Here is an 18,584-nt window from a genome sequence, read left to right as displayed (position 1 = left end):
CTGGCACACCTGCGAATCCTCGCAAAACCCATGCACTGGAGCCGATCGAACATGGCCACGCGCGTCACCTTCGTCAACACGAACCAGATCAAGCCGGCAATTGCGCCGATTGCGTTCGACTACCTGTCGGCACCGATGGAGCGAGCGGGTTTCGAGCTCAATTTGCTCGACCTGTGCTTTTCGGACGACTGCGAGGCGGCGATTGCCGCGCACTGCCGCGCGGCCGCGCCCGATTACTGGGGGGTGACGCTGCGAAATACCGACGACGTCTACTTTTCCAGCGGCTACAGCTTTCTCGACAGAATCAGGGACATCGTCGCGCTGCTTCGGCGTGCGCGCCCGGTGCCGGTCGTGATGGGCGGCGCGGGTTACTCGGTGATGCCGGAAAAACTGCTCGCCTATCTCGATGCCGATTTCGGCATCGTCCGGGAAGGCGAATTCAGCTTTCCCGAGCTGCTGACGTGCCTCGAAGAAGGCAGAAGTTTCACGCATATACCCGGTGTGGTGTACCGCGATGCGGCCGGCGTGCACGCTACGCCGCTCGCTCCGAACGCGTGCGGTCCGCTGGCGAAGCTCGGACCTCACAAACGTGAGCTGGTGAACAACACCCACTATTTCGCCAAAGGCGGCCAGATCGGCATCGAAACGAAGCGCGGCTGCAATCGCTCCTGTATCTATTGCGTCGAGCCGCTGATCAAAGGCCGCACGGTGCGCATGCGCGAACCCGATGATGTCGTCGCCGAGATGGCATCGCTCGAAGAACGCGGGATCAACGTCTTTCACATCAACGACTCGGAATTCAATCTGAGCGTCGCGCATCCTCTCGCGCTGTGCGAGGCCATCATCCGGCATGGGCTCGCCGGCAAAATCCGGTGGTATGCGTACGGTATGCCGCGGCCGTTTCCCGATGAACTGGCGGCCGCGATGAAAGCAGCCGGCTGCGCCGGTATGAACTTCGGCGTGGACAGCGCCAGCGAAACGATGCTGAAGATCCTGCGCCGCACCTTCGGCGCGCCCGACATCGAACATGCGGTCAACACGGCGAAGCGTCACGGTCTCGAGCACATCATCGAACTGCTGTTCGGCGCGCCCGGCGAGACGCAGGAAACCGCGCGCGAGACGATCGAGTTCATCAAACGGGTCGATCCCGAGCGCGTTTCGGTGACGGTCGGGCTAAGGATCTTCCCGGGAACCGAACTCGAGCAGATGATCCGCCGCGAAGGCCTGAACGCCGGGAATCCGAATCTTCACGGCCAGATCGAAGGCAACGACGATCTTCTGCATCCGGTGTTCTATCTGCCGACCTCTTTGGGCCCGGACCCGCAGAAATTCATTGCCGAGCTGATCGGCAATGACCGGCGATTCTTCGGGGCCAATGCGAGTCTCTTCAACTACAACGCGAACGACGCGCTGGTCGAAGCGATCGCGCAAGGCGAGCGGGGCGCGTATTGGTCGATTTTGAACCGGATCGAAAAACGCTTCGAAGCGGCCCACAACGGTCGTGGCGGTCATTGCGCGTCTGCGCCGGACGGCGACCCGCAATGGGCGCCGATCGAGGTTTTGCCGATCGAATCAGGCCCGATGCGGCGTGCCATGCCCGAAGCGGCCAACCAGCCCATCGTCCGCGTACATTCCACGCAGGAGGAGTCGATGCTTTCAGATAACAGCCCGCCTGAGCCATACCGGATCAAGATGGTCGAGCCGATCAGGCTGATCGACCGCGAGCAACGGCAGGCGCGGCTTGCCGCTGCCGGGTACAACGTGTTTCGCCTCGAAGCGGACGACGTCTACATCGATCTGATGACGGACAGCGGCACCTGCGCAATGAGCGCGAACCAGTGGGCGGGCATCATGACCGGCGACGAGTCGTATGCCGGTTCCCGCAGTTTTACGAAGTTGAAGCAGGCCGTGCGGGACATGCTCGGCTTCGACTACGTCTTGCCGACCCATCAGGGCCGGCCGGCCGAGCACTTCCTGTTTCGTACCCTCGTGCGGCCGGGACAGGTGGTACCGTTCAACGCGCCGTTCGATTCGACCGAGGCGCACGTATCGATTGCCGGCGGGACCGCGATACCGTGCGTCGCCGAAATCGGCTACCAACCGGCTGTCGAGCATCCGTTCAAGGGCGACGTGGATGTGCAGAAGCTGCGCAACGTGATCGAGCACGAAGGGCGCGACAACGTTCCCCTCATCATGGTCTCGCTGACGAACAACGCGGGCGGCGGCCAGCCGGTATCGATGGCGAATCTGCGGGCCGTGAAGGCGTTGGCCGACGAGTTTGCGATTCCGGTGTACTTCGATGCGGCGCGCTGCGCGGAGAATGCCTACTTCATTCAGCAGCGCGAAAGCGGCTTTGCGAACCGGCCGGTGGCGGACATTCTCAAGGAACAGTTTTCCTATGCCGAGGGCTGCACGTTCAGTTGCAAGAAGGATGCGCTAGTCAACATCGGCGGCTTGCTCGCGACACGGTCGAGGACGCTCTACGAGCAGGTCGTGCCGCTGCTCGTGCTGCACGAAGGCTTCGTCACTTACGGAGGGATGGCTGGACGCGATCTCGAGGCGCTCGCGATCGGTCTGCGTGAAATGGTCGACGACGAATACCTTCGGCACCGCGTGCGGCAGGTCGAACGGCTAGGAGACCGGCTGCTTGCCGGTGGCGTTCCGATCCTGAGGCCGACCGGTGGACACGCGGTGTACGTCGATGCGGCCGCCTTCCTGCGGCACCTGCCGCGCTCGGAATTCCCGGCCGAGGCGCTGGCCGCCGAGCTTTATCTGGAGGGCGGCGTGCGCGCCGTCGGTCTCGGCTCGCTGGCGTTCCTCAAGGAAGAGCCGTCGATTGGCACCGCCAGTCCTCCGAGGCTGGAACTGCTGAGGCTGGCCATTCCTCGCCGCGTCTACACCGATAGCCACCTCGCGGTGGTCGCGGCTGCGTTGATCCGGGTCTACCAACGACGCGATGCGATTCGAGGAATGCGCATCGTCTCGGCGCCGCCGATGCTCAAGCACTTCACGGCGGTCCTCGCGCCGATCGAAGCGCAAGGCGAGATGGTCGCGGAGTCTCGCGAAGCGATGGTTTGAGGTGATCTCATGTCGGATAGTGTCTTCGAAGCGCTCAAGCTCAAACCGCACGACTATCCGGGCGTCCTCGTGACGTTGTGCGGTGTGGATGGCGCGGGGAAGTCGTCCCTGATGGAAAGGCTCGAAAGCGCGTGTAAGCGTGCCGGGCTCAATTGCGTGACGACGTTTACGCCGACCGGTCGGATCCGCAAAGATGCAGTGTTCCGGGACATGGTCGACAGCCACTGGCATACATCGAGTTCCGGTGGCGGACCCGACGGAAACGGACGGCGAGTCGACATGCTCGGCATTCTGCTGTCCATCATGGGGGACCTTGTCCAGCATATGACCGACACGGTCATTCCGGCACTCCAACGCGGCGACGTCGTCTTTTGCGACCGCTACGTGTTCACGTCTCAGGCGGAAATCGGTACGCGTTCCGATCCCGCCGAGACTGCACCGGTGCTCCAGGGCATCGCGGGTCATCTGCTGCGTCCTGACGTCGCCTTTGGACTGAACGTCTCTGGCGCGACCTCGCACCGCCGCGTGCGGGCGAGGAACAACGAAAACGACCAGCCGCCTCCAATGAGCTTTCTGATGCGGCAAGTGGCGGCCTATCGCGCCGTATTCGAGGTCAACGGCGTCGTCGCACTGGATGCGGAGCGAAGCATCGACGAGACGTTCCGCACGGCGCTCAGTCATGTCGTGGCCATCGAACGCGTTGCGAGGCGGTGGGGCTATCAAGGCGAGCCGGGGACCGTCATTGCGGACTATCGGCTTGCGTTGAACGGTTGAATCCAGTCCTCGAGGTATGCGACAAAACGCACGTCGACAGGCTTTGGTGAGCATCTATCCTTCGAACAGGACCATGATGCATGGGAACATCAGACCAATGGAGACGACGATGCTCAGTCCACATGAGATCGCAACGCTCATGTTGCTCGATACGGAAAAGTACCGCGATGCAAAAGCCGGGCATTCTCCAAGGTTAAATTCCCGGCGAAATGGACCCTCGCAGAGAGTATCGCTGGACGTCGGGAGTCTGCCCTGTGCAGAGCCAGTGCATGTCGAGATCGAAAGCGGCGGCGAGACGGGTACACGCATTGAGCGGAGGCACTGTAATTCCGCTGCGCCAATACTGCACGTCGTACTCACTGACGCCCAACCACTTCGCTGCGTGTGCTGAACTGATCCGGGCTCGCTTGAATGCCCTGTCAAGCCGCGCGGCAAACGCGCGCCTCAGACGGTCGTCCTCGACGCTACGCTCGAGATGGCCAATATGTTGCAAATGCAGATTCATTCCTCGGATCTCTCAGCTTTATTTTCTCAGAGATGTTTCGACGGCCAGCTGTTCATCTTGCGGCGTGACGTTACTGGTCGGACATGACAGCCACGTGACCGAATGTGCGCATCCGCACACATTTGCATTGCTTTTGAATCGGCACGTGGAAAGAAGATGACTGTATATTATTTTCTGCACCGCACAAAGGTGCGCTAACCCTGAATTCTCTGAAGAATAGGCCTGGATAAAGACCTAGGGTTTTCCCCTGTGACGCCGCCAGTCCTTTGATAGCAAGGGGTTCGGCGTTGCCCAGCGCCAGTGCGACCCGATGCGAGCCGCTAGCTCATTGACATTTGCCCACCTCCCCCTAGAATGAAATTGCTGCGTTGCATCAAACAGTCCGTTTTGCACTGTTCGTGGCTGACAGCCAGGTTCCGTGCACTTGACCGAAGAACACCGTTTCCGCATCTTCCATGGAGCTAGTGATGAACAGTATTACCCCGGAACAGATCGTCGCCGTACAGAAAGCGAGTATCGACACAACGTTCGAGATCCTGAGCAAATCCGTCAATGCAATCGAGAAGCTGACCGCTCTGACTCTGCAAGCCGCGAAAACCGGTCTCGCGGAAAAGCAGGACGCTTTATTGAAGGCATTTGAGGCCGGCGCGCCGCACACCTTTGTCGCGCAACAGGCAGGCCAAGCACAACCTGCGATCGAAAAAATACAATCCTATTGGCGCCAGGTTTACGAAATTGCTTCGAGCACTCGAGCGGAATTGCTGGCGATTGGAGAAACGCAGCTAAAGAAGTACCAACAGGACGCGCAGCGCTACGCCGAAAACCTCGCGAAAACCGCACCCGCGGGAAGCGAAACCGCTGTGACGGCATGGAAGACCTTCATCACGACGCTCATCGAAACAGCGAATACGGCGTATGACACTGCGACGAAGGCCGTGAAGCAGGCGGGTGCGAGTGTGGAGAACGATATCAGCGCGCCGGCGCCGAGTACCACCAAGCGAGTTCGACAGCTTGCGGCGCCCGTCGAAACCAGCGACGAGTAATCGCATCGTCGCTACCAGATGCGGTCAAAGTCGTGGACGAGCCACGCGCCAGCTTCGCTGGCAGTGGCCCGTTCAGGTCTCCACCCGGCAGCGAAGGGTAGCAACGGGTGACGCTGTCGTGTATCGGCGTTCACCCACGAGCAACCGCGCATGAGACCGGATCAATCAGAGATCAATGTGATGCCCGCCTCACACGAAAGTCGTGACCCGAGCCCGTACACGTTCCACAACATCGATCCCGCAATTGCCCATCTCGAGCAGGCGCTGGGTGCGCAAGGAGCCGAATCTCTTTTCTCCAGAACTTATTGGCGGCGGCGAGTGCTTCAGGCACTGGCAACGACGGGGCTTCTGCCAAGCCAGCAACAAAGGCTGCAAAAACTGCTGGACGCCATCGACGCTTCCCACTCGAACCGTGCAGCGATTTCGTCCTCTCCTCCGTCCGACGAGCGACATCGCTCGGAGGCACATCAATTGCAACTACGCAAAGAAGATCCACCGGAAAGCCCCTCATGAAACCTCATTTTCTGAGCGCGTTCTTTCCCTTCGCACCGAGCAACGGCAAGTCGCGGATCCGCACGCCGGTCGCGTCGTCGATCGCATTCGCGAGCGCCGCGGCGGCTGGACCTTGCGCCGCTTCTCCAACACCGAGGAAGGGCAGGCCAGGCCGGTCGATCAACAGCACGTCCACGCGTTTCGGAACGGATGAGAAGCGCATGATCGGGTAAGTGCTCCAGTCGAAGCTCGTGATGCGTTGCCGGTCGAACTGCGTTTCCTCATAGAGCGTCCAGCTGGCGGTTTGCAGAATCCCGCCCTCGATCTGATTGCGCACGCCGTCCGGATTCACGATCTGCCCGCAATCGACGGCCGCAACGACGCGCTCGATGCTCAGCACGCCGGTATCGCGCAGGATCGTTACCTCTATCGCTACGGCAAGGTAGGCCATCAGGTTTTTGTATTGAGCAAACGCAAAACCGGTACCGTGCGAGCGCGGGCTCGATCCGCCCGTGCGCGCGTTGCGGGCGCGCCAGCCGAATTGATCGACCACGGCGCGAATGACGGCATGGGCGCGTGGATCGTCGAGATGCTTGAGGCGAAACGCAACGGGATCGGCGTGAGCGGCTGCGGCGAGCTCGTCGATGAAGCTTTCGATCGCGAACACGTTCATGTGCGCTCCCAGCGAGCGCATTGCGGAGACCCGTATCGGCATCGCGGGCACGAAATGATGCTGCACGTGCAGGCTGGGCACGCGGTAAAGCGGAACGCTGTTGCGATCGCCTCCGCCTTCCGGCATCGGAATCGGCTTCGGCGGCGCGGGCGTGAACGGTTGCGCAAGCAGTTGTGCGGCGAGCAGGCGGCCCGCATTCTCGATACGGTTGTTATGGGTGTTGCTCCATAGCTCGTAACGCCAGTCGGTCATCGCGCCGCTCGCATCGAGCGTGGCGCTCGCCTCGACTGTCATTGCCGGGCCGAACGGCTCCCACAGGTGTTCCTGTTCGCGCATCAATTGCACGCGCACCGGGCGGCCGGGCAGCTCGCGAGCAATCAGAGCGGCGTCGGCGGCGACGTCGTCCGCGCCGTTGTGTCCGTAGCAGCCCGAGCCTTCCACATGCACGCAATGCACCTTATCGGGTGGCATGGCGAGCATTTCGGCGATGCCCGCACGCAGCGGATAGACGCCTTGCGTGTGCGTCCACACGGTCATCACACCGTTGTCGAGTTGCGCGACGGCGCACGATGGCCCAATCGAGCCATGCGTCAGATACGGCCTCGAATAGCGCGCCCGCAGTGTCGCCGCGGGCGCAGCCGCGCCAGTCGGTGCGTTCTGATCGGCCACCGTGATTTCCTGCGCTGGCAGCGTCATCAGCAGCGCGTGAATGTTCGCCGGATCGGGCAGCGGCGGCCCGGCCTGCCATTGCGCGGCGAGCGCAAGCTCACGCATCGCGAGAATCGCGCGCCATTCGTCGTCGGCGACGACTGCGAGGTAGTTGCCGTTGCGCACGACCTTGATGACACCGGGCAGCGCCTCGACGCGCACGCTATCGAGTGCAAAGAGGCTCGCGCCATAGGACGGCGGCCGGACGACGCGCGCATGCAGCATGCCGTGAGGCCGCAGATCCTGGACATAGCTCGCGCCGCCCGTCACCTTGCCGGGGATATCCACGCGCGGCAGCGCCTGGCCGATCACCGCGTATGACGCTGGCGGCTTTCTCGGCGCGTCGGCTTGTGCGTTCTGATGGAGATCCGCGTAACGCACGGCTTCGCCATAGGTCACGCGTCTGCCGTCGGCGGCAATGATGGCGCCGTCCCGCGTAGTGAGGACCGCGGCGTCGACGCCGAGCTGCGAGGCCGCGCTCGCGACGAGCAGCGCGCGCACCTGGGCTGCGGCGTTGAGGATCGCGGTACCGCTGTCCGCCATCGTGTGGCTGCCTGCGGTGTAGCCTTCATTCGGCGTTGCGGCGGTGTCGGCGGTGATCAGTTCGATGGCATGAGGCGCGAGGTCCAGTTCCTCCGCGGCGACCTGCAGCAGCGCGGTGCGAACGCCTGTGCCGAGTTCCACTTTGCCCGTGAATACGCTCACGTGGCTGTCGGGGGCGACCTTGATCCACGCATCGAGTAACGGCGTGCTCTTGAGACTGCCCGGCAACTTCGGCTCGCTCCCGGTGAAGGTGCCCGCTTCCGTGGTGGTTTGCGCAAGCGCGGCCATGCGCGGCATGATCGCGAAGCTCACGATGAGCGAGCCGCCGACGAGGAAGCGGCGCCGCGCGGGGTCGCCCGGGCCGTTGTCGTGAGCGATGGTCGATGGGCGGCCCCGGCTCATGACTGTGCTCCTCCGTCTGGACGCGGCGAGCCCGTCGCGACTTGCCGGATCGCCTCGAGAATACGCATGTGCGTGCCGCAGCGGCACAGGTTCGGCTGCATATGGCGGCGGATCTGTTCGTCGGTCGGGTGCGGGGTTCGCTCTAGCAGCGTCTGCGCGCGCATGATCATGCCGGCGATGCAATAGCCGCATTGCGCGGCTTGTGCGTCGATGAAGGCTTGCTGAAGCGGCCCCGGATGTTCCGCGCTGCCCAGTCCCTCGACGGTTCGCACGGGCCGGTCGCCGACGGCCACGACCGGCATGAGGCAGGAGAACACCGGCTCGCCGCCCACGCTGACGGTGCAAGCGCCGCATTGACCGAGACCGCAGCCGAACTTTGCGCCGTCTAGCTGCAACTGGTTGCGCAGCACATAGAGCAGTGGCGTGGACGGGTCGGCATCGACCGTTTGAATGACACCGTTGACGTTGAGCGTGATCATCGTGGCGGCCCGTCCTTGCGAAAATGCGCGACCGCGTCGGCGTCGAGCGCGGGCCACGCGCCGCGTGCGGTGAAGCGGGCGCGCGTGTAGTTGGCGAGCTCCGCGATCTGCGCGTCCGTGAAGGTGCCGGCGAATGCTGGCATGAAGGGCGCGGCGTCGCTTTCGTGCCAGTCGATTCCATCGAGGATGATGCGAACCGTATTGCGCGGACTGTCGGCGTTGACGGCCGTGGAGAGGGACAGCGGCGCTCCGGTGCTCCCGCTCGACATCGGCGCGCCTTCGGCGTGGCACGATGCGCAGGCTGCGGCGAAGAGATTCGCGCCGTTGCCGGAGACGTTGGCGACGGGCACGCGCGCAGCGGAAGCGGCTGGCGAAGCGACGGCGTGCCCGGCCACGTCTTGTGATCCGGGTGCCAGCGCCAGCAGATACGCGGCGATCGCCTCTACGTCCGAAGCGGATGCGTCGGCGAGCATGCGCGTGACGGGGCGCATTGGACCTGCCGCCGCGCCATGTGCGCTGGCGAGGCCGGTGCGCAGATAGCTGACGAGTTGTGCCTGCGTCCAGGGAGTCGGCCGCGACGCGAGATCCGTGAGCGCGGGAGCATCCCATCCTTCGATCGTGCCGCCTTCCAGCGCGTGGTCGCGGCGCTCTGCGCCGAGGTGGTCGAGCGGCGTGTGGCACGCACCGCAATGACCGAGGCTTTCGACCAGATAACGCCCGCGTGCGATGTCCGGCGCTTCGGAGGAGGACGGCGCTGCTTCGCTGCCGGTACGCAGATAGAGAAGATTCCACACGGCGATGATGGGCCTGAATCCTAGCGGGAAGATCAGATCGTTGTGTGGCGCACGGGCGTTGACGGGATCGCGGCTCATCAGCCAGGCATAGAGCGACGCCATGTCGGCATCGCTCATGTGCGTGAAGTGGGGATACGGAAACGCGGGATAGAGCAGATGGCCGTCGCGGGACACGCCGAGTCGCATCGCGCGGGCGAATTCGTCGAGCGACCAGCGGCCGATGCCGGTTTCGTCGTCCGGGGTGATGTTGGTGGAATACACGACGCCGAAGGGCGTTTGCAGCGGCAGTCCGCCCGCGAGGGGCTCGCCGCCGGTCGCGGTGTGGCACGTGACGCAATCGCCAACCGCCGCGAGCTTCGCGCCGCGCGTCACGGCCGCGGTGTCGGTGCCGGTGCCGGTGGCGAAGGTCCCGTTCACGGGACTTGACGTGGGCTCTCCTGCATGCGCAACGCATCTGCCGTATGCGGCTCCGAGAGCAATCAGAACAGCGGCCACGCCCGCCATTGCCACCCGCTTGCCTTTCATCGAGCCTCCATCACCGAACTGCCCGCTCATCGTCGTTTTGGGCAGACGCCGCGGCGGCTCTGATTTCCGCAAGCGGCGTTCCTGAACCAGCCAACGGTTGAAACGCGCCGCTTCCACTTTGTAAGCATTCTGGCCGGGCATCGGCATATACACGTTCCATCGGTCGGAATGGATCTACCCACCGACTGATTTACTGGTGCATCACGGCTATTTGCCAGAGTTCATCGACCATATCGATGGTAATCCCAGAAACAAACATATAGAGAAGACCGCACAGTGAGTCGCGAACCAGTTCGTGATGGGCGAAAGACAGTCAATCCAGGCTTGAATTTGGCGGATTAATAAGTGAGTGTAAGGAAACAATCAAATCTGTGAGGTTGGAGTCGAGAACAAACCACCCGAGAAGAACAATCATGAAATGCCGAGGAATGTCCATGAACAGAAAACAATCGCTCTGCGTGGCGTTTGCTACCACGCTGATCCTCAGTGCTTGCGGGGGCGGCGGCAATTCGTCGGCCACCACTCCAACTGCTACAGCTCCAACTCCAACAACTCCGACTCCAACGACTCCAACCCCAACTCCGACTGCTACAACTCCTACTCCAACCGCTACGAGCGGCCACTATGGTGCATATTCCCAGTTGGTCTCTGGCAAATATCAAGTCTTTGTCGTGGATACAAGCACTAATGTTACGACCCAAATCACGCGCGTCGGGAATAACACGTCGCCAAATTTCAGTGCGGATGGCACCAAGGTTCTCTATACGACAGACAGAAACGGCACATCGGAACAATACTTCGCGCCCGTGACTGGCGGAACGGAGTATCCGGCCGTATCGTCGTCGAACCTGTTTGCTGTGGGGGACAGCCTCACCGTTGGCGTCGGCTCGTCCGGCGGCGGCTATCCAGAGCAACTGTCCGCTCTGCTCAATAACCGAACTTATATTAACGCCGGAGTCGGCGGCCAGACCTCAACGCAGATCGCCACCCGGATTGGAGCCGAGTCGACAGCGATGACGCTCGATAACAGTGCGGTTCCGTCGAGCGGGCCTGTAAATGCCTCTAACTTATCGACCAGCCTGCTTTCGACACCAGCAGACGATGTGACCCGAAGCGTGTTGGGAACAATTTGCTCCGTTCATGGTGTGCTTGCGCGCACGGCCGTTGGCGGACCTCCTTCTACAAGTGAAACGTACACATTCACCCGCGATACCTCCGGGCAGGCGGTCGCCTGTTCACCGGGGTCCAGCTTCGTCGCCGACGCGCAGGGATATGACACGTGGACCGCGCTCATTTGGGTCGGTCGAAACAATTACTGGGACCCGACGACAGTTATCGCGGACGTCAAATCGATCGTGCAGTGGCTCAAGCCAATTAATGCGCACTTCGTGGTGCTTTCAGTCACCAAGGCCGACCTTCCCGTGGAATATCCCGGTGCCGCGGGCGCGCAGACAATCGACGATCTGAACGCGACCTTGAAAGCGACGTATCCGGACAATTTCATCGATATCGAGACGCCACTGGTCAATGCATACAATCCGAGCCTTCCTCAGGACGTCATCGATCACACCAACAATATCCCGCCAACTTCCCTGCGTTTTGACATTGTGCATCTTAACGACGCGGGATACGCGATAGTCGCTCAGCAGGTCAAATCATTCCTTACGTCAAAGAACTGGTAGTGCGCACGGAAAGCTGCGAATGTGCATGCTACCGGCACTATGCAAATTGATTTATCTGGCTGGACTATGGGACTAGCTTCCCTACGTATTTAAGGGCTGCGCAGGGACGCGCGGATATGCTTGAGATCGACGGAAAGGAAACGGGTGCCGAACAAAGAATTGAATCGGTGAGTTTTGAATCAATAACAAAACCGCGAGAAGAACGATTATGAAAATCCTGCACAGCACAGCACAGCACAGCACAGCACAGCACAGCACAGCACAGCACAGCACAGCACAGCACAGCACAGCACAGCACAGCACAGCACGCGCGCAATCGAACTTGACTTCGTACGCGGCATTGCAATCATCGCGGTGATGGGTTTTCATTTCCACTGGGTCGACACCGGCTATTGGCTCATCTCGATGATCCAATATCCATTGAACCACTTCGGCCGGGAAGGCGTGAATCTGTTCTTCACGCTAAGCGGATTCCTCGTCGGGGGGCTGCTATTGCGTCAATATGCGGAGACCGGGAACGTCGATGCGCGGCGCTTCATCGTGCGGCGTATCTTCAAGATCTGGCCTGCGTCCTACGCGCTAATCCTCTTTCACGTGCTGGCTGGCCGCCACCCGATCAACACGTTTCTGTGGCAGAACCTCACGCATCTACAGAACTACTTCGGCACATCGATCGCTCAGACCTGGAGCCTTGCGGTCGAAGAGCATTTTTATCTGTTCCTCCCCGTGCTGCTGTTGCTGCTGGCGAGATTTCGTGCCCGCGCGAACACGATTCTCTGGGTGGTCGGCGCAATCTGCGCTGCCGTGCTTGTCGCGCGTAGCGAGGTCGTCATTCACGGTGATTTGATGGCGGCTTTCTTTTATACGCAGTACCGCATGGACAGCCTTCTCTACGGCGTGATTCTCGCCGTCTTCTACTACATGAAGCCTGATGCCTACAAGCGCTTTGCCCAGCAGCAAGGCGTGCTGGTCGCGCTCGTGCTGGCGCTCGTCGCGTGGCTTGTGCTGGGCACACAGCACGTCGCGCTTGATGAAAGCATCGGCTACACGATTCAGGGGATCGGCTATGTCGCGCTGATCGTTCTCGTGTTGGAGTACTCTGCGACGATTCGCGACTCGCTCGTGTTTCGAGTAATCGCCTGGATTGGCGTGTACTCGTATGGCATCTACTTGTGGCATTCGCTCGCGCTCGCGCCGGGTGAGATCCTGATGCGCAAGACAGCGGCGCTCGGCGTTTCTCCACTCATTGCGTGGGCGTTGGTGGTGGCCGCGCAGTTTGCGATTGCCATCGGACTCGGATTCGTGACCTCCCGAGCGATCGAATTTCCGTTCCTTCGCCTGCGCGACGCGCTGTTCCCGGTGCGACCGATGGTGATGGAGGCGCCCACGGTGGTCGTCAAAGGCGATGCCGCGACCGAAGGCGAAGTGTCAGCCATCGGGCCAATCGGTGGCGTGGGCGGACAGACGTAGCGATTGACCGGGATCGCGTCGGCCGGGCTCCGTTTTTTGGGGTTAAGCGCTCGCGATCAGGATGCCTGCAATATCAATCCTGATCACGGGCGCTCGTGCGTCGTCCCGTCACACCGCCGAACCTTCAGCGTTCAGCTTCGACACCGCACCCGTCGTCTCGTCGTAGCGATAACCGTGCATTTCGAGGTGAGCGTTGATCGTTTTCATTTTCTCGGCCGCCTGAGTTAGTTGCTGCTTCAGGCCGTTCGCGTAGTCAGCCCATTTCCTGACCGTCTCCCGCGCTTCGGCGATCGCGGCTGCATGCGCTTGCGCGTCGCGCGCAATCTGCGCCTTCAACGCTTCGAGTTCCTGCGAGTCGACCCCTGCCGGTGCCGCCGACTCTACGGCGCTCGCCGCCGCGCCTTCGGCACGCTGCTGCGCATCGGACAAGCTGGCTGACAGCGTCGCGATCTGCGTCTGGGCATTCTGCAATTCACCAGCGGCGGCATCCCGCTCTGCCTGTGCACCCGCGATCTCTTCCCGGCGGGCCGCGTGCGCTTCCTGCTCGGCCTGCAACTCGGCACGGATTGCTTCCAGCTCGCTTTCAAGACGAGCGACCGCTTCCGCATGCGCAGCCTCCAGCGCCGCGCGCTCCGCTTCGCGGTCAGGCGTTTCGACGTCTGACTCAGCCGACTCGCTCGCCAGTTCCTCCTCGCCCGCAGCGTCGGTTGCCTGCCGCGAGGCCGCTTCGCGCCCGGCGGCCAGTTCCGCGCGCTCCAGCTCCGCTTCAAGGAGCGAAACGCGCTCAGCCAGTTCCTGCGCGCGCTTCTCCGCTTCGTCGGTTCGTTGCACCGCGAGCGCGATGTCCTCTTCGAGGCCCGCCATTGCGTCGACCTTCTCGTCGTAGGCGCTCGTCATCTGGTCCAGCTGGACCTGTAGCGCATCGAGCTCCTGCACGGTGGTTTGCAGTTCCGCGAGCGCATCGTCGCGCTCGTTGCTGGCATCCTCGACACGTTGGCGCATCGCGGCGAGGCGTCGCGCCACGGCACGTTCTGCTTCGTCCTGCGCCGACGTCCACAGCCGGTCGAGCGCATCGCGCATGGTGTCCGTCACCGTGTCGGGCAAAGCGGGACGTTCGACGACCTGCGGCACCCGTGGGGCGCGCGTTTCGCGCCACTTACGCAAAGCGGCGGCCACCGCGACCACCGAACCAGTGTGGACTTCGGACCAGATGGCGACGGGAGACACCTTCTGGCCCTCGTCAGCCATCCGGTTGGCGATTTCGGCGACGAGTTCGTCCGTGATCGTAATGTTGCTTGACATGTCTGCCTCGACAAAGTGCACGTAGTGACGAATACCGTTTCGTCATTCGGGAGGCAGCCGCGCTATCGGACTCGCCTCGCATCGCCATGAATTGTCGGGTACCTCCCCGGCGGTCAATCGGTCGAAAAGCCGACGTTCCGGCGGGGTATTCATGGGATTGCGCCGCGAGCGGGCGACTTCCGGAGAGGTAGCAACGATACCAGGATGATGGGTTGACTGCCTGATGGCGCGGCAGCCCGTTACGATACCTGGCAGATCGTGAACCGACATTGGCCACCCAGGAGAGTCTCGAAGATGAATCGCAAGCTCGACGCACCATCGGCCGAACCCGTCCCGCCGCAGGCGCAGGCACCCGCGGCTGCCAGCGCCGTCTCGCCAACTGACGACGAAGCCGCCGCGCACTGGCAGCGCAATCTTTGCGTGTGCGTGTTCGGCTCGTTCACGACCATCGTCGCGATGACGCTGCTGCTTCCCTTCCTGCCGCTCTACGTCGAACAGCTTGGCGTGACCGACCATGCGGCGATCGTGCAGTGGTCGGGCGCCGCGTTCGGCGCGACTTTTTTCAGCGCGGCGCTTGTCGCGCCGCTGTGGGGCAAGCTCGCGGACCTCTACGGCCGCAAGCTGATGCTGATCCGTTCGAGCCTCGGCATGGCGGTCGCGATGTCGCTGATCGGCATGGCGCACTCGGCGTGGCAACTGGTCGCGTTGCGGCTGCTCGCGGGGCTGCTCGGCGGATACGCGTCGGGCTCGATGATCCTCGTCGCGACGCAGACGCCGAAGGCGCGTTCGGGCTGGGCGCTCGGCGTTCTGTCGGCGGGAATCATGGCCGGCAATCTGGTCGGCCCGCTGCTGGGCGGCTTCCTGCCGCCGCTGATCGGCATTCGCGCGACCTTCTGGGCCTCGGGCGCGGCGATCTTCGTCGCCTTTCTCGCCACGGCGTTCCTGATCCGCGAAGCACCGGTCGCCAGGCGCGCGGGCAACGCGCGCAAGCAGGGCGCGTGGGCGTCGGTCGACGACAAGGGGCCGGCCATCGCGATGCTTGCCACTGGTCTTCTGCTGATGGTCGCGAACATGTCGATCGAGCCGATCATCACCGTCTACGTCGCCCAGCTCACGCAGCCTCAAAGCGTGACGATGGTGGCGGGCTTCGTCATGTCGGGCGCGGCGCTCGGCAGCGTGATCTCTTCGTCGCGGCTGGGCAGGCTCGCCGATCGCGTCGGGCATTGGAACGTGGTCATCGGCTGCCTCGCCGTATCGGCGGCGCTGCTCGTTCCGCAGGCGTTCGTCACCGCTAGCTGGCAACTGGTCGTGCTGCGTTTCCTGATGGGAATGGCACTTGGCGGCCTGTTGCCGTGCATCGCGAGCGTGATCCGCCACCATGTGCCGGCGAGCGTGACGGGAGCGATTCTTGGGTACTCGGTGTCGTCGCAGTACGCGGGACAGGTGGCCGGGCCGCTGTTAGGCGGTTTCGTCGGCGGACACGTCGGCATGCGCGCGGTGTTTCTCGGCACCAGCGTGCTGATGGCGCTCGGCGCGCTCGCGAACTGGCGCTTGAAGTCGGGCAGGGTTCGCTTCCATCGCGCGCGGCTCGATACCAAATAGATCCATTGCAGATACAAAGTGCTTGCAGTTCGCTCGAAATGCCTAAGGTGCTTTGCCGCTTCACCGGATCTTCGCAAACGGAGACCTCGCGCCGCACGCGCGAATCACTAGTTGCACGACCTGTTCCGTGGCCGCATCGAAGGCCTTTCGCGACAGCGCGCGTTTGCCGCTGAGCGCACGTATCTGCACATCGAAATCCGCATAGTGCTGCGTCATGGCCCAGATCATGTACATCAGCGTTCGCGCATCCACGTTCGCGAGCAGGCCCCGCGCGACCCAGTCGTCGATGACGCTCACCCGCGTGTCGAGCCACGGCTTCACGCGATTCGCGAGGATGTCCTGCATGTGCTCCGCGCCGTGAATGATTTCGTTTGCCCATACCTTCGATCCGAGCGGCCGCCGCCGCGACAAGTCCATCTTCGCGCGCACATAGCCGCCGATCGCTTCGACAGGATCGTCGCTGTCTTCGAACGTATTCGCGGCCCGATGCCAGTCTTCGAACAGGTTTTCGAGCACGCGGCGATAGAGTGCGAGCTTCGTCGGGAAGTAGTAGTGGACGTTGGCCTTCGGTAAGCCCGCGCGATCGGCGATCATCGCGGTGCTCGCGCCTTCGAAGCCGCGCTCCGCGAACACGGCCTCCGCGCACGCCAGCAGATGGGCCTCGTTGCTCTCGCGAATGTGTGCCTTGCGACGCCGCAAAGGTGGGGCCGCTTCGTCCTGATCGGTTTCGCTCAACATTGTGTCGTCGTGTTTCATCGTGGGCCTCGGTGCCGCGTCGCGCTTTATTCTAGTCGCTCGCCTGCGCGTCGAACATGGCCGTACGCGCCGCATTGTCATGCAGCGAAAACACATGCTGCATCGCAATGGCATGCTTCTCGCTCTCACGGAGAACTGTCTCGGCGCGCACAAAAGGCATTGCCTTGCTGATTTTATTCGGCTACAACCTGTCCAATCGGACAGGATTCGAAGCACGCATCACGGCCAGGGTTTACCAACGCATCGATCAGACGTTGCGGGCATTTGCGCTATGCACGCCTCGTGTGCATCGATGCCCAAAAGTGAATCCTTTTGCGCCGCCGGTGCACCAGTTTCACTTCGTCGCGAGGCCATCCACGGTGGCCCGCATTTGGACTGCAAGGCGTGTTGATCCAGAGGAGCAAGACGAATGAATGCGGTATCCGAAGCGTCGAAACAGGGACTCGATACGTCGATCACGGTCAACGGCAAACGGCTGTGGGAAAGCCTCATGACGATGGCGAAGATCGGTGCGACGAAGAAAGGCGGCGTCTGCCGTCTCGCACTCACCGATCTCGACAAGGAAGGGCGCGACCTCATCGTCAGTTGGGCGAAGGAAGCGGGCTGCACGGTGAGCGTCGATCAGATGGGCAATGTGTTCATGCGGCGCGCGGGCGCGAACCCGAATGCCTTGCCAGTGCTGACGGGCTCGCATGCGGACTCGCAACCCACCGGCGGGCGCTTCGACGGCATCTACGGCGTGCTCGGCGGACTGGAAGTGATTCGCAGCCTCAACGATCGCAACATCGAAACCGAGCATCCGATCGAAGTCGTGATCTGGACCAACGAAGAAGGCTCGCGCTTTGCGCCCGCGATGGTGGCATCGGGCGTGTTCGCGGGCGTGTTCACGCTCGACTATGGCCTCTCGCGCAAGGACATCGACGGCAAGACGATCGGCGCCGAGCTCGAACGTATCGGCTATGCGGGCGACGTGCCGTGTGGCGGCCATCCGCTGCACGCGGCCTTCGAATTGCATATCGAGCAGGGTCCGATACTCGAAGCCGAGCAGAAGACGATCGGTGTGGTCACCGATGCCCAAGGACAGCGCTGGTACGAAATCACGCTGACGGGCCAGGAAGCGCATGCGGGCCCGACGCCGATGCCGCGCCGCAAGGACGCATTGCTCGGCGCGGCGCGCGTCGTCGACCTCGTCAACCGTATCGGGCTCGCGCACGCGCCGCTCGCGTGCGCGACGGTCGGCATGATGCAGGTGCATCCGAACTCGCGCAACGTGATTCCGGGCCGGGTTTTCTTCACGGTCGATTTCCGTCATCCGGACGATGCCGTGCTCGCCAGAATGGACGCCGAATTGCGCGACGGGGTCGCGAAGATTGCAGGCGGCATCGGCCTCGAAACAGCGCTCGAACAGATCTTTTACTACGAGCCCGTCAAGTTCGACGCGGCGTGTGTGAAGTCCGTGCGGGCCGCTGCGGAACGCTTCGGTTATGCCCATCGCGACATGGTGTCGGGCGCGGGTCATGACGCGTGCTATCTCGCGCAGGTCGCGCCGACATCGATGGTGTTCGTGCCCTGCGTGGATGGGATCAGTCACAACGAAGTCGAAGACGCGACGCCCGAATGGATCGAGGCTGGCGCGAACGTATTGCTGCACGCCATGCTGGAGCGCGCTTGCGAGAGTGACTCGTAAGCGCTCGATGATGCTGTAGCGCTTCAACGTTTCACCCGCGAAACACGCCGTCCGGCTTCGTTCGCGCGA

13 protein-coding genes are annotated in these 18,584 nt (G+C 62.4%); 8 read left to right on the top strand and 5 right to left on the bottom strand.

Features of this window, described 5'->3' with window-relative positions; translation table 11 throughout:
- Window positions 1–51: 51 nt before the first annotated feature.
- From LJ655_RS22235 to LJ655_RS30255, 4 genes are all read left to right on the top strand, one after another.
- Entirely contained in the window at window positions 52–3,078 is a 3,027-nt protein-coding gene (locus tag LJ655_RS22235) for a tryptophanase (RefSeq protein ID WP_230563380.1), read from the top strand.
- 9 nt (window positions 3,079–3,087) lie between these two features.
- Window positions 3,088–3,852 (top strand): dTMP kinase, encoded by a 765-nt coding sequence (locus tag LJ655_RS22230; RefSeq protein ID WP_230563379.1) that lies wholly within the window; start codon window positions 3,088–3,090, stop codon window positions 3,850–3,852.
- 972 nt (window positions 3,853–4,824) lie between these two features.
- Window positions 4,825–5,400: a TIGR01841 family phasin gene (gene phaP, locus LJ655_RS22225; RefSeq protein WP_230563378.1), complete on the top strand. Its 576-nt coding sequence runs from the start codon at window positions 4,825–4,827 to the stop codon at window positions 5,398–5,400.
- A gap of 150 nt (window positions 5,401–5,550) precedes the next feature.
- Entirely contained in the window at window positions 5,551–5,913 is a 363-nt protein-coding gene (locus LJ655_RS30255; protein WP_329959724.1) for a hypothetical protein, read from the top strand.
- A 4-nt stretch (window positions 5,914–5,917) separates the two neighbouring features.
- On the opposite strand, the gene LJ655_RS22215 is transcribed toward LJ655_RS30255, so the two are convergent.
- From LJ655_RS22215 to LJ655_RS22205, 3 genes are read right to left on the bottom strand one after another with little or no spacing between them, the layout of a single operon-like run.
- Window positions 5,918–8,218 carry a xanthine dehydrogenase family protein molybdopterin-binding subunit gene (locus LJ655_RS22215; protein ID WP_230563377.1) on the bottom strand — a complete coding sequence of 767 codons (2,301 nt, stop codon included), beginning with the start codon at window positions 8,216–8,218 and terminating at the stop codon, window positions 5,918–5,920.
- Window positions 8,215–8,697: a (2Fe-2S)-binding protein gene (locus LJ655_RS22210; protein ID WP_230563376.1), complete on the bottom strand. Its 483-nt coding sequence runs from the start codon at window positions 8,695–8,697 to the stop codon at window positions 8,215–8,217. The genes LJ655_RS22215 and LJ655_RS22210 overlap by 4 nt, the downstream gene beginning before the upstream one ends.
- Window positions 8,694–10,016 carry a c-type cytochrome gene (locus LJ655_RS22205; RefSeq protein WP_425605830.1) on the bottom strand — a complete coding sequence of 441 codons (1,323 nt, stop codon included), beginning with the start codon at window positions 10,014–10,016 and terminating at the stop codon, window positions 8,694–8,696. Before LJ655_RS22205 ends, LJ655_RS22210 begins: the two co-directional genes overlap by 4 nt.
- Before the next feature lie 434 nt (window positions 10,017–10,450).
- Between LJ655_RS22205 and LJ655_RS22200 the strand changes: the two genes are divergently transcribed.
- Together LJ655_RS22200 and LJ655_RS22195 are read left to right on the top strand one after the other, a co-directional pair.
- Window positions 10,451–11,698 carry an SGNH/GDSL hydrolase family protein gene (locus LJ655_RS22200; protein WP_230563374.1) on the top strand — a complete coding sequence of 416 codons (1,248 nt, stop codon included), beginning with the start codon at window positions 10,451–10,453 and terminating at the stop codon, window positions 11,696–11,698.
- A 315-nt stretch (window positions 11,699–12,013) separates the two neighbouring features.
- Complete coding sequence (locus LJ655_RS22195; RefSeq protein ID WP_329959726.1) at window positions 12,014–13,168, top strand: acyltransferase family protein; 1,155 nt, start codon at window positions 12,014–12,016, stop codon at window positions 13,166–13,168.
- A gap of 108 nt (window positions 13,169–13,276) precedes the next feature.
- Here LJ655_RS22195 and LJ655_RS22190 read toward each other — a convergent pair whose 3' ends face one another.
- Window positions 13,277–14,470: a DNA-binding protein gene (locus LJ655_RS22190; protein WP_230563372.1), complete on the bottom strand. Its 1,194-nt coding sequence runs from the start codon at window positions 14,468–14,470 to the stop codon at window positions 13,277–13,279.
- Between the two features lie 294 nt (window positions 14,471–14,764).
- Here LJ655_RS22190 and LJ655_RS22185 point away from each other — a divergent pair, with 294 nt between their 5' ends.
- Window positions 14,765–16,072 (top strand): MFS transporter, encoded by a 1,308-nt coding sequence (locus LJ655_RS22185; protein WP_230563371.1) that lies wholly within the window; start codon window positions 14,765–14,767, stop codon window positions 16,070–16,072.
- A 60-nt stretch (window positions 16,073–16,132) separates the two neighbouring features.
- On the opposite strand, the gene LJ655_RS22180 is transcribed toward LJ655_RS22185, so the two are convergent.
- The gene (locus LJ655_RS22180) at window positions 16,133–16,828 is read right to left on the bottom strand and encodes a TetR/AcrR family transcriptional regulator (RefSeq protein ID WP_230563370.1); all 696 of its coding nucleotides are present in this window, start codon (window positions 16,826–16,828) and stop codon (window positions 16,133–16,135) included.
- Window positions 16,829–17,237: 409 nt separating this feature from the next.
- On the opposite strand from LJ655_RS22180, the gene LJ655_RS22175 reads away from it, so the two are divergent.
- A complete protein-coding gene (locus tag LJ655_RS22175) occupies window positions 17,238–18,515 on the top strand; it encodes a Zn-dependent hydrolase (protein ID WP_230563369.1) in 1,278 nt (425 codons plus the stop codon).
- The last annotated feature ends 69 nt before the right edge of the window (window positions 18,516–18,584 follow it).

This window comes from Paraburkholderia translucens, from assembly GCF_020881035.1.
GTDB lineage: Bacteria > Pseudomonadota > Gammaproteobacteria > Burkholderiales > Burkholderiaceae > Paraburkholderia > Paraburkholderia translucens.
This window is presented reverse-complemented; position numbering and strand designations above follow the sequence as displayed.

Coding starts and splice junctions, on each gene's coding strand:
- LJ655_RS22210 (WP_230563376.1), bottom strand. CDS start 8,697: ATGATCACGCTCAACGTCAACGGTGTCATTCAAACGGTCGATGCCGAC.
- LJ655_RS22180 (WP_230563370.1), bottom strand. CDS start 16,828: ATGAAACACGACGACACAATGTTGAGCGAAACCGATCAGGACGAAGCG.
- LJ655_RS22200 (WP_230563374.1), top strand. CDS start 10,451: ATGAACAGAAAACAATCGCTCTGCGTGGCGTTTGCTACCACGCTGATC.
- phaP (WP_230563378.1), top strand. CDS start 4,825: ATGAACAGTATTACCCCGGAACAGATCGTCGCCGTACAGAAAGCGAGT.
- LJ655_RS22175 (WP_230563369.1), top strand. CDS start 17,238: ATGAATGCGGTATCCGAAGCGTCGAAACAGGGACTCGATACGTCGATC.
- LJ655_RS22215 (WP_230563377.1), bottom strand. CDS start 8,218: ATGAGCCGGGGCCGCCCATCGACCATCGCTCACGACAACGGCCCGGGC.
- LJ655_RS22205 (WP_425605830.1), bottom strand. CDS start 10,016: ATGAAAGGCAAGCGGGTGGCAATGGCGGGCGTGGCCGCTGTTCTGATT.
- LJ655_RS22185 (WP_230563371.1), top strand. CDS start 14,765: ATGAATCGCAAGCTCGACGCACCATCGGCCGAACCCGTCCCGCCGCAG.
- LJ655_RS22235 (WP_230563380.1), top strand. CDS start 52: ATGGCCACGCGCGTCACCTTCGTCAACACGAACCAGATCAAGCCGGCA.
- LJ655_RS22190 (WP_230563372.1), bottom strand. CDS start 14,470: ATGTCAAGCAACATTACGATCACGGACGAACTCGTCGCCGAAATCGCC.
- LJ655_RS30255 (WP_329959724.1), top strand. CDS start 5,551: ATGAGACCGGATCAATCAGAGATCAATGTGATGCCCGCCTCACACGAA.
- LJ655_RS22230 (WP_230563379.1), top strand. CDS start 3,088: ATGTCGGATAGTGTCTTCGAAGCGCTCAAGCTCAAACCGCACGACTAT.